A 15,091-nucleotide genomic window follows, 5' to 3' on the forward strand; every position below is an offset into this window, starting at 1 on the left:
GGAGGTCAGATGAACAGCATGGGCAGGCGCCGCGGCCAGATCACGGCAGCGAGCGCAGCAGGGCTCCTCATCCTCGTGGGGGCATGCAGCACAGACACCGGCGAGGGCTCCGAGGGGGAGAACACCGCAGCGGCGATCGACTGCTCGCAGTTCGAGCAGTACGGGGACCTCGAGGGCAAGACGATCAGCGTGTACACGTCGATCGTCGACCCGGAGGCCGAGGAGCAGCGCGCGTCCTACCAGCCGTTCGAGGAGTGCACCGGCGCGGAGATCGAGTACGAGGGCTCGCGCGAGTTCGAGGCGCAGCTCCCCGTCCGCCTCACCGCCGGGAACCCCCCGGACATCGCGTACATCCCCCAGCCGGGCTTCCTGAAGTCCCTCGTGGAGGACTTCCCGGACGTGGTGGTGCCGGCCGGCGAGTCGGTCGTCTCCAACGCGAACGAGTTCTACACCCCGGAGTGGGTGGACTACGGCACCGTGGACGGCACGCTGTACGCCACGCCGCTCGGCGCGAACGTGAAGTCCTTCGTCTGGTACTCGCCGGGCGCGTTCGCCGACGCCGGCTACGAGGTGCCGACCACGTGGGACGAGCTGATGGACCTCAGCCAGCAGATCGCGGACGACGGGGCCATCCCGTGGTGCGCCGGCATCGAGTCCGGTGAGGCGACCGGCTGGCCGGCCACCGACTGGGTCGAGGACGTGGTGCTCCGCACCGCCGGACCCGAGGTCTACGACCAGTGGGTCAACCACGAGATCCCGTTCAACGACCCGCAGATCGTCGCGGCCCTCGGGACTGTGGGGGACATCCTCAAGAACGACACGTTCGTCAACGGCGGCCTGGGCGGCGTGACGTCCATCGCCACGGCGCCCTGGAACGAGTCGGCCAACGGCATCCCGGACGGCACCTGCTGGCTGCACCGCGCGGCCAACTTCTACCAGGCCAACTGGGACGAGAGCCTCGAGGTCGCCGAGGACGGCGACGTCTACGCCTTCTACCTGCCGGGTCAGAGCGCCGACGACAAGCCGCTGCTCGGTGGCGGTGAGTTCGTGACCGCGTTCAGCGACCGCCCCGAGGTCCAGGCGTTCCACGCCTACCTCTCCAGCCCGGAGTGGGCCAACGCCAAGGCGTCGGTGACCGGCCAGGGGTGGTTCAGCGCCAACAGCGGGCTCGACGCGTCGCTGCTCCAGTCGCCCATCGACCAGCTCTCCTACGAGCTGCTCACCGACCCGAGCTACACGTTCCGGTTCGACGGGTCGGACCAGATGCCCGGCGCCGTGGGCGCGGGGACGTTCTGGACGGAGATGACGGCCTGGGTCGCGAGCGACAAGTCCGACGAGGACGTGCTCGCCGCGATCGAGGCGTCATGGCCCAGCTCCTGACCGACTGACCGGATGGACGTGACGGGCGGCCCGCGAGGCGCCGCCCGTCACGTTCGTCCTTCCCACCGGGGTCGATGGCGCCCTGGCTGAACGCGGTGGAAGGCGGGGAGCGATGGACTGGCTCATCGATGCGGGGTCCACGGGGCACAAGTTCGCCCTGATGTTCGTGGCGATCGCGCTGTTCGTGGTGGTGATGGGGGCCATCCTGCTGGCCGTGGACCGCCCCAAGCGGGTGCCCGGCTGGGTGGTCGCGGCGGCGTTCCTCGGCCCGACGGTGCTGGGGCTGGGCTTCGGCCTGGTGTACCCCGGGCTGCGGACCATCTGGGGATCGCTGCTCGACAGCAAGGGCAACGCGTTCGTCGGGCTGGAGAACTACGTCCGGGTCTTCTCCGAGGACCAGTTCCAGACGGTGCTCCGCAACACCCTCCTGTGGGTGATCCTCGTCCCGGTGCTGGCCACCCTGATCGGCCTGGTCTACGCGGTGCTGGTGGACCGGACCCGGTTCGAGTACCTGGCCAAGACGCTGATCTTCCTGCCGATGGCGATCTCCATGGTGGGCGCCGGCATCATCTGGAAGTTCGTCTACGAGTTCCGGCCGGACCAGCCGGGCGTCAACCAGATCGGCATCCTCAACCAGCTCCTCGTGTGGCTCGGGCTGCCGCCGCAGCAGTTCCTGCTCGGAGAGCCCGCCAACACGCTCTTCCTCATCGCGGTGATGATCTGGATCCAGACCGGGTTCGCGATGACGGTGCTGTCCGCGGCGATCAAGGCGATCCCGGACGACATCGTCGAGGCCGCCCGGCTCGACGGGCTGCACGGCGCCAAGATGTTCCGCTTCATCACGGTGCCGAGCATCCGCCCGGCGCTGGTCGTGGTCGTCACCACCATCGCGATGGGCACGCTGAAGGTGTTCGACATCGTCCGGACCATGACGGGCGGCAACTTCGGCACGTCCGTCGTCGCGAACGAGTTCTACGTGCAGAGCTTCCGCATCCGCGACCTGGGACTCGGCGCCGCGCTCGCGGTGATCCTCTTCGTCCTGGTGATCCCGCTGGTCATCTACAACGTCCGTCAGCTGCGTATCGCGGAGGAGATCCGATGACTGCCGCGATCCCGTCCACCACCCTCGTCGACTCCGACGCCCGCACCGCCAAGACCCGCACCGGCCGGCTCGGCCGCATGGACCAGCGGGCCGGCATGGCCCGCGCCCGGCTCGCCCGGCCCTGGACGTCGTTGCTGGCCGTCATCCTGGCCGTGCTGTGGACCATCCCGACGTTCGGGCTGCTGCTCACCTCGTTCCGGCCCCGTCAGGAGATCCGCACCTCCGGGTGGTGGACGTTCCTGCAGAACCCCGCCACCACCCTCGACAACTACACAGAGGTGCTGTTCGGCAGCGGCACCCAGTTCTCGACGTTCTTCGTGAACTCGGTGGTCATCACCATCCCCGCCGTGGTCATCCCCATCTCGCTGGCCCTGCTGGCGGCGTACGCGTTCGCGTGGATCGACTTCAAGGGTCGCAACATCCTGTTCGTCGCGGTGTTCGCGCTGCAGGTGGTGCCCATCCAGGTGACGCTGATCCCGCTGCTCACCCAGTACGTGCAGTGGGGGCTCGCGGGCTCGTTCTGGACGATCTGGCTGTCGCACTCGATCTTCGCGCTGCCGCTGGCGATCTTCCTGCTGCACAACTTCATGAAGGACATCCCGCCGTCGCTGGTCGAGGCCGCGCGGGTGGACGGCGCCGGGCACGTGACGATCTTCTTCCGGGTGCTGCTGCCCCTGCTCACCCCGGCCATCGCGTCCTTCGCCATCTTCCAGTTCCTGTGGGTGTGGAACGACCTGCTGGTGGCCCTCACGTTCGCGGGCGGGTCCCCCGACGTGGCGCCGCTGACGGTCCGGGTCGCGGAGCTGGCGGGCACCCGCGGCGCGCAGTGGCATGTGCTGTCCGCCGGGGCGTTCATCGCGATGATCGTGCCGCTGATCGTGTTCCTGCTGCTGCAGCGGTTCTTCGTGCGGGGCCTGCTCGCGGGCTCCGTGAAGGGCTGACCTGGGCTGGTGTGGGGGCTCAGGCTGGCGTGGGGGCTCAGGGCCGTGTGACACCATCGGCGCGTGGTCCAACGTCCTTCGCCTGCCTCCTGGGCGGCGGCGTCGGCCCACGGCCTGGGCCGCGTGCCCGCACCGGCGCTGTTCGTCGTCTCGGGCCTCACCCAGTACCTGGGGGCGGCCATCGCGGTCGGGCTGTTCACCGTGCTGCCCGCCCCGACGATCGCCTGGCTGCGGGTGGCCGTGGCCGCCGTGGTGCTCGGGCTGTGGCGCCGGCCGTGGCGCACCCGGTGGACCCGAGCCGAGCTGGGCGCCTCCGCGCTGTTCGGCGTGGTGCTCGCCCTCATGAACGTCACGTTCTACATCGCCATCAGCAGCCTCCCGTTGGGCACCGCCGTGGCGATCGAGTTCATCGGCCCGGTGGCGGTGGCCGCCGTCACCGGGCGCGGCTGGCGTGAGCGGGGCGCCATCGCCGTGGCGGCCGTCGGCGTGGTGCTGCTCGCCGGCGTCAGCCTCGACGCCGGGCCGGACGCGGTGCGCGGGCTCATCGCCATCAGCGTGGCCGCCGCCTGCTGGGCCGGCTACATCCTGCTGGGCCGCCGGGTCTCGCAGCACGGCGGCGCCGGGGGAGGGGTGACGTCGTTGGCCGTGGCGATGGGCTTCGGCGCCCTGGTGCTGGCGCCGTTCTTCGCCGGCGACGCGGGGCCCGCGCTGACCGACCCCCGGCTCGCGCTGCTGATCGTGGCCATCGCGGTGCTGTCCTCCGTGGTGCCGTACGCGCTCGAGCAGATCGTGCTGCGGCGCGTCACCTCCGCCACCTTCGCGGTGCTGCTGGCGATGCTCCCCGCGACGGCCGCCGTGGTGGGCGCCGTGGTGCTGCGCCAATGGCCGCATGGCGTGGAGCTCATCGGCCTCGCGTGCGTCAGCATCGCGATCATGCTCAGCTCCGGCAGCCGCCGAGGCTCCCGCGCCGACGACGTGACGGTGGACTGACTACAGGTACTGCCCTGGGCGCGTGTCCGAGGACGGTTGCTGGCCCTGACCGGCGCCCTGTGGGGGCTGCGACATCGGCACCAGGCCCGGCGGCAACGCCTTGCGCTGGGACTGCGACGCCACCTGCTGCGCCACGAGCGCCGTCTGGATGCTCTGGAACAGGCCCTCCAGCCAGCCCACGAGCTGCGCCTGGGCGATCCGCAGCTCGGCGTCGCTCGGCACCATGCCCTCCTCCCCGAGCGGCAGCGTGAGCCGCCGCAGCTCAGCGAGCAGGTCCCCCGAGAGGCCGTCCTCGAGCTCGTGGACGGCGCGCGCGTGCACCTCGGTCAGCCGCACCCGGGCCGCCTCGTCCAGCGGCGCGGTGCGGACCTCCTCCAGGAGCTGCTTGATCATCGAGCCGATCCGGATGACCTTCGTCGGCTGGTCGACGAGCCCGGCGGTGGTGCGCTGCTCCTCGGCGGCGGCCTCGCCCTCGGCGGTGGTGGCCGGCGCCTTGGTCGCGACTGCGGGCATCACCATCGGGCGCCCGTCCGGCCCGACCACGACGACGCGGGCGTTGCCTCCCGCGCGGGGCCGTTGCTCCGGCGTGGCAGTCGCCTCGGACGCTGCCCCGTTGTCCGCGCTCGGTGGCGTGGAGGCCTCGGCGGGCTCGGCGGCCTCCGGCGTGGCGCCCTGCGAGGTTGCGGCCTTCGACGAGGCGGCGCCCTTCGCCGGGGCTGACCGCCTTCGTGCGGTGGCCTTCTTCGCGGGACGCTCCTGCTCGGCGGCCTCCGCGGCTGCTGTGGCCTCCTCGGCCGCCTCGCTCGTGGGGGGCGGAGCCTCGTCTGTCGTCTTCCGGCGGGACCGTCCCCGGGCCGGGCGCTTCTCGTCGGCCGGGCTGTCGTGGCTGGTCTTGCTCATCCTCGATTGTCACCCGCAGTCGCGGGGCCCGCATGCGCCCGTCACCACGCCTGGCTCCGCCGCTAGGGTGACGGCATGACGTGGCTGACCACTCCTGCCCATGCCCGTTGGCTCGAGCAGGAGACGGACCGCCTGCTCGCCTTCGGGGTCGCCTCAGCCGTCGGATCTGGCGGGTTCGCGCGGCTCGACGAGCAGGGCGCCGTGGTGGATGGCCCCGCCGAGCTGTGGATCACCTGCCGCATGACGCACGTCTACGCGCTCGGCGCATTGCTGGGACGCCCGGGCTGCGCGCCGCTGGTCGACCATGGGCTGGCGGCGTTGCGCGGCCTGTTCCACGACGACGAGCACGGCGGCTGGTTCGCCGAGGTCGGCCCCGACGGCCCCACCGACGACGAGAAGGCCGCCTACCCGCACGCGTTCGTGGTCCTGGCCACGGCGAGCGCCGTCGCCGCCGGGCGCCCGGGCGCGAGCGAGTTGCTGGACGAGGCGCTGGCGGTCTCCACGCGGCACTTCTGGGACGACGAGGCCGGCATGGCCGTCGAGGCGTGGGACCGGGCGTTCACCACGTTGGACGACTACCGCGGCGTGAACGCGAACATGCACACCGTCGAGGCGTACCTCGCGGCCGCCGACGTCACCGGCGACCGCCTGTGGCTCGACCGGGCGGTGCGGATCATCGAGCGCGTGGTGCACGGGTTCGCGCGGGACAACGCGTGGCGCATCCCGGAGCACTTCGACAGCGCGTGGTCGCCCGAGCTCGAGTACAACGCGGACACCCCGGCGCACCCGTTCCGGCCGTACGGCGCGACCATCGGGCACTGGCTCGAATGGGCGCGGCTGACCCTGCACGCGCGCGCCGCCCTGACCGTCCGCGGCGACACGGCGCCCGCGTGGATGCTCGACGACGCGGTGGCGCTGTTCGACGCCTCCGTCGCGGAGGGCTGGGATGTGGACGGCGCGCCGGGGTTCGTCTACACCGTGGACTGGGAGGGCCGGCCGGTGGTGCGCGAGCGCATGCACTGGGTCGTCGCCGAGGGCATCGGCGCCGCGGCCACGTTGTTCGCCGCGACGGGCGACCCGCGCTTCGACGACTGGTACGCGACGTGGTGGGACTACGCGGAGCAGCACCTGCTCGACCGCGTGGGCGGCTCCTGGTGGCATGAGCTCGGCCCCGACAACGCGGTGTCCCGCACGGTGTGGGAGGGCAAGGCGGACCTGTACCACGCGGTGCAGGCCACGCTGATCCCGCGGCTGCCCCTCACCCCTGTGCTGGCCCCGGCGCTGGCGGAGGGCCTGCTGGACTGACCAGCAGCACCTTGCCGAACACCTCGCCCGAGTCGAGCAGCTCATGGGCGGCGGGAGCCTCGGCGAGCGGCAGCCGGGTGTGCACCACGGGCCTGAGCCGGCCATCGGCCAGCATCGGCCACACGTGCTCGCGCACCGCCGCCACGATGGCCGCCTTCTCGTGCGCGGGGCGTGAGCGCAGCGTGGCGCCGGCGACGCTGGCACGCCGGGCCATGAGCATCCCCAGGTCCAGCTCGCCGCGTCGTCCGCGCTGCAGGCCGATCACGACCAGCCGCCCGCCGGTGGCGAGCATCTGCACGTTCGAGCCCAGCGCCCCGGCGCCCAGCACGTCGAGCACCACGTCCACACCGCGCCCGCCGGTCGCGTCGAGCACCGTCGCCACGACGTCCTCGGCGCGGTGGTCGATCGCGACGTCGGCGCCGAGCGCCACGCAGCGGGCCGCCCGGTCGGCGCCGCCCGCCGTGGTGATCACCCGCGCGCCCAGGGCCTTCGCGAGCTGCACCGCCACCGACCCCACACCGCCCGAGCCGCCCTGCACCAGCACCGTCGACCCGTCACGGACGCCGCCCACGTCCACCAAGTTGGACCACGCCGTGCACACGGCCTCCGGCAGGCCCGCGGCGTCCACCAGGTCAACGCCCGGGGGAGCGGGGAGCACCTGGCCTGCGGCGACGCAGGCCCGGGTCGCGTAGCCGCCGCCGTCGAGCAGCGCGACGACGGGGTCGCCCACAGCCCAGCCGCCGCGCTCGGGCCCCGGCACGTCCGAGCCGGTCGCCGCGACGCGTCCCGACACCTCCAAACCCGGCCAGGACGGCGCGCCCGGCGGCGGCGGGTAGTGCCCGGCGCGCTGGAGGAGGTCGGCCCGATTCACCCCGGAGGCGACCACATCGATCAGAACCTCACCCGGCCCAGGAGCCGGATCTGGCAGTTCTGCGACTTCGAGGACATAAGGTCCGCCTGGGGACCGGACGACGATGGCATGCACAACCGTGAGGTTAGGTCTGAAAGGGGCGTACCGCTGGGGGTGAGGTCATGGCAAACTCCTCGGCGGGCTAATGGTCTGGTGTCCAGGAGCCGATGAGATGCGAACGGTGACTGCCAGGCTGGCGCCACAGAGCCGGTCACCGCCGGTGCGACGCCCTTCACGGGTGAAGGAAAGAGGTCGACATGCTGCGCAGACTTGGCATCCGCGCCAAGGTACTGGCGGTCCTCGCCGTGCCCATGATCGTGCTTCTCGCTGCCGGTGCGTACATCTCGTACGACGCGCTGCGGACCGCGCGCTCCGCGGGCGCCGCTGCGACAGTCGTCGAGGTCCTCGAGGGCTATGCGCCGCTCGGTGTGGCACTGCAGCAGGAGCGAGCGCTCTCGGTGCAGCCGGTGCGAGACGGCGCCGCGCTCGAGGAGGCGCGCAAGGCGACCAACGCCGCGCTGGCGGCCGTGAAGCCGCTGACCGCGAAGGTCGACTTCTCCCAGTTCCCCGCCGACGTCGTCGCCTCGTTCCAAGAGGCGCAGATCGCGCACAACATCAACCTGGACACGGTGCGCGGCCTGGTCGACTCCGACGCGAACACCTCGACGGTGACCCGCGCGTACAACGAGATCATCGACGGCCAGATCACCCTGGTCAGCCAGATCGCGGACTCGCTCGAGAACCGGCAGCTCGGCCGCTACGTCGCGTCGTACCACGCGCTCACGGTGACCGCCGAGGACCTGGTCAACGAGCTCGCCCTCGGCGCCAACATCATCGCCACGCAGGGCTCCTCCCCGGCCTCGCTGCGGACCTACCAGACGCAGACCGCCTCGACGGAGCTCTCCCGTGACGCAGCCCGCGCCAAGCTCGCGTCGCTGGGCCAGCGCGCCCTGCGCCTGCCCGTGGACGACCCGACCTCATCGTTCACCCGCAAGCGCGCGCTCATCGCCGAAGCGACCCCGGGCAGCAACCTGCCGACGATCGACGACCTCAACTTCGACATCACCAAGCAGCTCACGACGATCTCCGAAGTCAGCCAGAAGGTGCTCTCCTCGGCCAAGGTCGTCGCCGCGAAGGCGTCGGACGACGCCCGGAACACCGCGCTCGTCACGATCCTCGGCGCCCTCCTGGCAGCCGTCGCGTCGTTCGCCTTCGCGATCGTCGTCTCGCGCGGCATCGTCAACCCGCTGCGACGCCTGACCGGCGCCGCCCAGGACGTCCGCGACCAGCTCCCGAAGCTCGTCGAGCAGGTCACCGTCCCCGGTGAGGGTCCCGGCCTCGAGCTCGTGCAGATCCCCGTGGACTCCTCCGACGAGGTCGGCCAGCTCGCCGCGGCGTTCAACTCCGTGAACGCCACCACGCTGCAGGTCGCCCAGGAGCAGGCCGCGCTGCGTGGGTCCATCGCTGAGATGTTCGTCAACGTGGCCCGCCGCGACCAGGTGCTCCTCAACCGCCAGCTCTCGTTCATCGACTCGCTGGAACGTGCTGAGGAAGACCCGAACACGCTGGCCAACCTGTTCCGCCTCGACCACCTCGCCACCCGAATGCGTCGAAACGCCGAGTCGCTGCTCGTGCTCGCCGGTATCGACTCGGGCCGCCGCGTGCGCGACTCGATGCCCCTCTCGGACGTCATCCGCACCGCCTCGTCCGAGATCGAGCAGTACGACCGCATCGAGCTGGACCTGCCCATCGACCCACTGATGCACGGCTTCAACGCCCTCGGCGCCGCGCACCTCCTGGCGGAGCTGTTCGAGAACGCGACGATCTTCTCCGAGCCGGAGACCCCGGTCGAGGTCAAGACCGGCGTCATCGGCGAGTTCGTCGTGGTGCAGGTCCTCGACCACGGCCTCGGCATGTCCGACCAGGAGCTCGAGTCCGCGAACCTCAAGATCCGCTCGACCGCTGCGAGCGACGCGCTGGGCGCCCAGCGCCTCGGCCTCTTCGTCGTCGGCCGCATCGCGCACCGCCTGGGCGCCGAGGTCCGCCTCGCCAAGAGCCAGCGCGGCACGGGCACCGTCACCACGGTCCGCTTCCCGGTCACGCTGTTCGCGACGACCGAGAGCCCGACCTTCGGCTCGTCCCAGCAGGCCCCGCCCGTCCTGACGGCGTCCTCGGAGCCGGTGCAGGAGCGCCCCCGCCCGATCCAGGACGAGGCCCCCGTCGTCGAGGCTGTGGACCTCGCGGCGCTCACCGACGGCGAGACCTCGCTCGGCCTGCCGCGCCGCCGCCTGCGCGACGACGACTCGGGTGAGATCCCGCTGGGCAGCCCGATGCCCGGTGGCCTGCCCAAGCGGTCGGCGAAGACCTTCGACGAGGACAACATCGTCCTTCCGGCGCCCACCGAGGCCCGGCTGTCGCCTGAGCTGTCCGCCGAGTCGACCGGATGGAGCCCGGCGATCGCCGCCGCGCCGTCGGCTGGGCTCCCCAGCCGCTCCCGTGCGACGACCCCGGCATGGCAGGCCCCCGACGAGGAGCCCGCCGTCGAGGAGAAGCCGGCGCCGTCGGCCCCGGCTGAGCGCGCAGGCCTGTTCACGGGCTTCCGCGGACGCACCGAGATGCCCGCCGCCGGTCTGCCGCGGCTGTCCCCGCGTGCCGCCGCCGAGGCGCTCGCGTCACCGACGAACCCCACCTCCGAGGTCGAGCCCCCCGCTCCGCCCGCCCTGGTGCAGCGGCGCAGCGCCACCGACTTCGAGGTTCCCGGGCTGATGCCCGACGAGCCCGAGGGCGACGAGACGCAGATCTGGACGCCGTCGTGGGCGCCCGCGACGGAGGCCCCCGCGGCGTCCGAGCCCGCCGCCGCGCAGCACGTCGAGGCTCCCCATGTCGAGGCATTCGACGTGCCGCAGCTGGAGTCGCCGCAGTACGAGGCCCCGCAGTACGCGGCGCCGCAGTTCGAGGCTCCGCAGTTCGAGGCGCCCAGTGCCGACGCGTCGCAGGCCGAGGAGCAGTGGACCGCGCCCACCTGGGACCAGCCGGTGGCGACGCCCACGTGGGAGGAGCCGACGCCTGCTTGGGAGGACGTCGCTCCGGCGCCGCAGCCCGTTGAGCCTGTCGCTGAGGCTCCTCGCACGTCCTACCCCGACTTCACCGCCTACAGCGGCTACACCGGTTGGGCCAACCCGCTCGACGAGAGCCGCCCGGCGCCGCAGTTCACCTCGCCGTACGCCTCGTCCTACGAGCCGGTGTCGCTCGGCTCGGGGCTCGACGAGTCCCGAGCGTGGAACGCGGGCGAGCAGGTCGAGCCGCAGCCCGCCGCCGAGCCGGCGCCCGCTTGGGAGCCGACTCCCGCGTGGGAGCCGACTGCCGACGCGACTCCCGCCTGGGAGCCGACCGCCGACGCGACGCCGCAGGCGCAGCAGTGGCAGGGCGACGCGCCGCAGGCGCAGCCGTGGCAGGAGGACGCCCCCGCCGAGTCGCTGTGGGCCGCGCCCGAGCAGCCCGCCGAGCCGTCCTGGCAGCAGCAGGCGCCGCAGTGGGACGACGTCCCGGCGCCCGCGGCTGACACGCCGTGGCAGCCGACCTCCATCGAGAGCAGCACGCCCTCCTGGGGTCGCCGTGGGGAGTCGCAGGCACAGCCCGAGCCGGTCGTCGAGAACGCCTGGCAGCAGCCCGTCCCCGGCCTGGTCGAGGACGAGCCCGAGCCTGTCGTGTACCGCGAGCGTGACACGTACGCCCAGACGGAGATGTTCACCCCCGTCGAGGCCGAGCTCGTCGCCGAGGCGCACGCGGTGGAGCCCGTCGTCCAGCACGAGCCCCAGGTTCCGACGTGGGCGCCCGCCATGCCGATGTCGGCTGGCCCCGCGCCGGCCTTCAACGACCTGGTCCAGGGTGGCCAGGACGAGCAGGACGCCAAGGGCCGCCGTCGCTGGAGCCTGTTCGGCCGCCGCAAGGCAGATGGCTCGCCCGAGTCGCAGCCCACGTCGTCGGTGCCGTCGTTCCACCCGGACCCGCCGGCCGCTCCCGTGCCCGCTCCGGGCTCGATCGCGCCCCGGCAGTCGGCGTGGTCGATGGACCCCGTCGCACCCGTGCAGCAGCCAGCGGCCCCGGACGCCGGACCGGTCAGCCGCGCCCCGGCGCAGCCGCCCGTCGCCGAGCCGCAGGGTTGGACGCCGCCGCCCACGCTGCCGGAGGAGCGGCCCGCCGCCGCGCACACGCCGCAGCAGGTGTCGTCGTTCTTCCGCCCGCAGGGCCCGGCCGCGACCGCTCCCGCGTCGTGGACTCCGCCCGAGTGGACCGGCCGGGCGCCTGCAGCCCCGGCAGCCGGGCCGGCGGAGTCGCCGCGCTCGTCACCGCCCTCGGCGGCGCCGCGGATCGGCGCGCTGGACGACGAGGTCGCCGCGATGCTCGCCCTGCGGTCCGACATCCAGGAGCAGGCGCTCTCCGAGCTCAGCCAGCTCTCCGCCTACCGCCCCAGTGCGGTCAACGGCTCGACCGGCTCCCCGTCGCTCACCAAGCGGGTTCCGGTCGCGATCCCCGAGTCACCGCCCCTGGTGACCCAGGAGGCCACCGGGGCCACCGGCCGGGATGCCGAGGAGCTGCGCACGCGGCTGTCGAGCTTCCAGTCCGGGACGTCGAGGGGACGTCGAGCGGCGGAAGCGCCGATCGACTCGCCGAACCGTCACGAATCCGATCCGCTGGTCGATCAGGATCAGCACAGCACCCCGCCGTCCCCGACATGGTGACGCATCAGTACGCAGTCAACCCCGGCTGCCACCGCAAGGAGGAAGTGTGACAGCGCTCAGCACCGAGGCAGCCAACTTCGGCTGGCTCCTGGACAACTTCGTCCGGACCGTGCCCGGGACCCGGCATACGCTGGTCGTTTCCGCCGACGGTCTCCTCATGGCCATGTCGGAGCAGCTCGACCGCACCAGCGGCGACCAGCTCTCCGCGATTGTCTCCGGCATGTCGAGCCTGACCCGTGGCGCCTCGCGGCAGCTGCGCGCAGGGGAGGTCCGGCAGGCCATCGTCGAGATGGACAACCTGTTCCTCTTCCTCATGAGCGTCTCCAACGGGTCGGTCCTCGCGGTCGTCGCCGAGGCGAGCTGCGACGTCGGCCTGATCGGCTACGAGATGGCGATGCTCGTCTCGCGCACCGAGGCGACGCTGACCCCGCAGCTCATCAGCGAGATGCGCGGCCAGCTCCCCATCGATGGCGCCACCCGGGCGCCGGTGGCGTGATCTGACGATGAGCGACCACGTGGAGTACGAGGCCCGCACGGTCCGGCCCTATGCCGTGACCGGGGGCCGCGTGCGCTCGGCGCGATCCGACCTGCCTCTCGAGGCGCTGGTCGAGGTCATGCCGGGCGCCGTCTCGAGCCAAGGGCTGCCCCCCGAGAAGCGGGCGATCCTTCAGCACGCAGCGCACACCTATATCTCCGTCGCCGAGCTCTCGGCCCTGCTGCACCTGCCGCTCGGCGTGGTGCGGATCCTGGTGGCCGACCTGGCCGACGCGAAGTACATCCGTGTGCACACGTCCACGCCGGTGGAGGTCAACACCGGCCAGTCCCCTGCCCTTTCACTGAGCGTGCTGGAGAGTGTTCTCAATGGCATTTCCGCCCTCTGACGCCGCTGTGGCCACGACGGCCGCTCCGGGCAACGTCGCCCCCACAGTCGTCAAGATCGTCGTCGCGGGCGGCTTCGCCGTCGGCAAGACGACCTTCATCGGGTCCATCTCCGACATCGAGCCGCTGAACACCGAGGCGGCCATGACGGAGCACTCAGTCGGCGTCGACGACGCCGGCGGGGTCTCGGACCGCAAGACCACCACCACGGTGGCGATGGACTTCGGTCGCATCGCCCTGCCGGGGTCGTTGTGGCTCTACCTGTTCGGCACGCCGGGCCAGGACCGCTTCCTCTTCATGTGGGACGACCTGGTGCGCGGTGCGATCGGCGCGGTCGTCCTGGTGGACACCGACCGGCTCGACCAGTGCTTCCCGGCCGTCGACTACTTCGAGAGCCGCGGCATCCCGTTCGTCGTGGGGGTCAACTGCTTCGACGGCGTCGCCAAGCACCAGCTTGACGACGTCCGCGAGGCGCTCGCCATCCCGGCGCACGTCCCCGTCCTCTACACCGACGCCCGTTCGCGGGCGGCCACGAAGCACGCGCTCATCGCGCTGGTGCAGCTGGCGATGGAGCGGCTGCGCGGCGCCTGACGCACCGCCCGTCCTCCGGCCGGCCTGCCCTCGTGGTGGCCGGCCGGAGGTGTGTCCTGCCCCTGACCTCGGGGTTCGCTGGCTAGGGTGACGCCGTGCGGGTCTACGTCGATGGATCGGCGCTCACCCGGTACCTCGATGACGTGCGCGGGTCGGCGCAGTTCCGCGCATGGGCACAACCGCTCGAGGCCGACCTGCTGGTCAGCGTGGTCTCCCGCGCCGAAGTGCGTGTCGCCACCCTGCACACCACCTCCGCACAGCGGGTGCGTGCCCGCGACGACCTCGACCGCATCGAGGTGCTGCGCCTCAGCGACCAAGCCCTCGGCTGGGCCACGAACGTCACCGGCGTGCTCAGCCCGTTCGCAGCCGTCCACCTGGGCATGGCCATGACCCACCGCGACGTGCGCGCCGTCGCCACCTACCACGGGCGCCTCGCCCGGCTCGCGGCGCTGCACGGGCTCCAGGTGGTCTCCCCGGGGCTGCCCGACGGCTGGTGGGAGCAGCACTCGGCGCCCACGCGGCCCAGGGTTCCCGTCCCGGTGGGCGGAGCCGAGCCGACCCGCCCCGGCTGACGTGCCAGAATGTCCGCGCACCAGGAGGGCTGGCTGAGCGGCCGAAAGCGACGGTCTTGAAAACCGTTAGTGCGGTGACCCCGTACTCAAGGGTTCGAATCCCTTGCCCTCCGCTCTTACCGGGACACCGCTGGCTCAGCCATGCTGGGCGCGTGCCCCGGACGACGACCGACACCGTTCCGCGCGGCCGGCTGAGCGGCCTAGGGCAGCCCGTTCTCGAGAGCGGGACGTGCACGCTTCGACCGTGGCGCGCCTCCGACCAAGCCAGCGTGGTCGCGGCGTTCGACGACCCGGACATCCGGCGCTGGCACGCCCGCTCGATGACTGCCGAGGAGGCCGCCGCGTGGATCGCGCACTGGCCCGATCGATGGCGCGCCGAGACCGGCGCCGGCTGGGCGCTGGCCGTCAACGATGAGCCGGTCGGGCAGATCAGCCTGCGCCACCTGAATCACGCGGACGGGGTCTCCGACGTCTCCTACTGGGTCATGCCCGCCTTCCGGGGCAGAGGTGTCGCCTCGGCGGCGTTGGGCACGCTGGCGGTGTGGGCGTTCGACGTCCTCGGCCTGCATCGGATCTTCGTCGACCACTCCACCCGGAACCCGGCCTCATGTGCCGTGGCCACGCGCGCGGGCTTCCGGCTCGAGGGCACGAAACGCGAGGACGCGCTGCACGCCGACGGCTGGCACGACATGCACCTCCACGCGCGCCTCGCCGCGGACGTGGCGCCCGCGGGTTGAGCCGGGGAGTCGGGTGGGGTCGGACGTCCCTGCGGGGGGTAG

General features: G+C 72.2%; 13 protein-coding genes and 1 tRNA gene. 12 read left to right on the forward strand and 2 right to left on the reverse strand.

Annotated elements, in window-relative coordinates; translation table 11 throughout:
* Positions 1-9 precede the first annotated feature (9 nt).
* From QUV83_RS11060 to QUV83_RS11075, 4 genes are all read left to right on the forward strand, one after another.
* The gene (locus QUV83_RS11060) at positions 10-1,380 is read left to right on the forward strand and encodes an ABC transporter substrate-binding protein (protein WP_289564578.1); all 1,371 of its coding nucleotides are present in this window, start codon (positions 10-12) and stop codon (positions 1,378-1,380) included.
* Positions 1,381-1,492: 112 nt separating this feature from the next.
* Positions 1,493-2,482: a carbohydrate ABC transporter permease gene (locus tag QUV83_RS11065; RefSeq protein ID WP_289564579.1), complete on the forward strand. Its 990-nt coding sequence runs from the start codon at positions 1,493-1,495 to the stop codon at positions 2,480-2,482.
* On the forward strand, positions 2,479-3,423 hold the full coding sequence (locus QUV83_RS11070; protein WP_436231903.1) for a carbohydrate ABC transporter permease: 945 nt from the start codon (positions 2,479-2,481) through the stop codon (positions 3,421-3,423). Before QUV83_RS11065 ends, QUV83_RS11070 begins: the two co-directional genes overlap by 4 nt.
* A gap of 123 nt (positions 3,424-3,546) precedes the next feature.
* Positions 3,547-4,413 carry an EamA family transporter gene (locus QUV83_RS11075; protein WP_289564614.1) on the forward strand — a complete coding sequence of 289 codons (867 nt, stop codon included), beginning with the start codon at positions 3,547-3,549 and terminating at the stop codon, positions 4,411-4,413.
* On the opposite strand, the gene QUV83_RS17695 is transcribed toward QUV83_RS11075, so the two are convergent.
* The gene (locus QUV83_RS17695) at positions 4,414-5,313 is read right to left on the reverse strand and encodes a bacterial proteasome activator family protein (protein ID WP_436231904.1); all 900 of its coding nucleotides are present in this window, start codon (positions 5,311-5,313) and stop codon (positions 4,414-4,416) included.
* A 75-nt stretch (positions 5,314-5,388) separates the two neighbouring features.
* Between QUV83_RS17695 and QUV83_RS11085 the strand changes: the two genes are divergently transcribed.
* A complete protein-coding gene (locus tag QUV83_RS11085) occupies positions 5,389-6,618 on the forward strand; it encodes an AGE family epimerase/isomerase (RefSeq protein ID WP_289564580.1) in 1,230 nt (409 codons plus the stop codon).
* Here QUV83_RS11085 and QUV83_RS11090 read toward each other — a convergent pair.
* Complete coding sequence (locus tag QUV83_RS11090; protein WP_289564581.1) at positions 6,572-7,603, reverse strand: NAD(P)H-quinone oxidoreductase; 1,032 nt, start codon at positions 7,601-7,603, stop codon at positions 6,572-6,574. The genes QUV83_RS11085 and QUV83_RS11090 overlap by 47 nt on opposite strands.
* Positions 7,604-7,785: 182 nt before the next feature.
* Between QUV83_RS11090 and QUV83_RS11095 the strand changes: the two genes are divergently transcribed.
* The 7 genes from QUV83_RS11095 (at position 7,786) to QUV83_RS11125 (ending at position 15,049) form a co-directional block, all read left to right on the forward strand.
* Positions 7,786-12,270 (forward strand): sensor histidine kinase, encoded by a 4,485-nt coding sequence (locus QUV83_RS11095; protein WP_289564582.1) that lies wholly within the window; start codon positions 7,786-7,788, stop codon positions 12,268-12,270.
* Positions 12,271-12,316: 46 nt separating this feature from the next.
* On the forward strand, positions 12,317-12,766 hold the full coding sequence (locus QUV83_RS11100) for a roadblock/LC7 domain-containing protein (protein ID WP_066586880.1): 450 nt from the start codon (positions 12,317-12,319) through the stop codon (positions 12,764-12,766).
* 7 nt (positions 12,767-12,773) lie between these two features.
* The gene (locus QUV83_RS11105) at positions 12,774-13,151 is read left to right on the forward strand and encodes a DUF742 domain-containing protein (RefSeq protein ID WP_066587278.1); all 378 of its coding nucleotides are present in this window, start codon (positions 12,774-12,776) and stop codon (positions 13,149-13,151) included.
* Positions 13,132-13,740 (forward strand): GTP-binding protein, encoded by a 609-nt coding sequence (locus QUV83_RS11110; protein ID WP_066586878.1) that lies wholly within the window; start codon positions 13,132-13,134, stop codon positions 13,738-13,740. The genes QUV83_RS11105 and QUV83_RS11110 overlap by 20 nt, the downstream gene beginning before the upstream one ends.
* Positions 13,741-13,835: 95 nt before the next feature.
* Complete coding sequence (locus tag QUV83_RS11115) at positions 13,836-14,312, forward strand: hypothetical protein (protein WP_289564583.1); 477 nt, start codon at positions 13,836-13,838, stop codon at positions 14,310-14,312.
* Positions 14,313-14,335: 23 nt separating this feature from the next.
* Positions 14,336-14,425, forward strand: a tRNA-Ser gene (locus QUV83_RS11120).
* Between the two features lie 39 nt (positions 14,426-14,464).
* Positions 14,465-15,049, forward strand: a complete 585-nt coding sequence (locus tag QUV83_RS11125) for a GNAT family N-acetyltransferase (protein WP_289564584.1) — start codon at positions 14,465-14,467, stop codon at positions 15,047-15,049.
* Positions 15,050-15,091 lie beyond the last annotated feature (42 nt).

The sequence above is a fragment of the Cellulomonas cellasea genome (genome assembly GCF_030372105.1).
GTDB classification, from domain to species: domain Bacteria; phylum Actinomycetota; class Actinomycetes; order Actinomycetales; family Cellulomonadaceae; genus Cellulomonas_A; species Cellulomonas_A cellasea_A.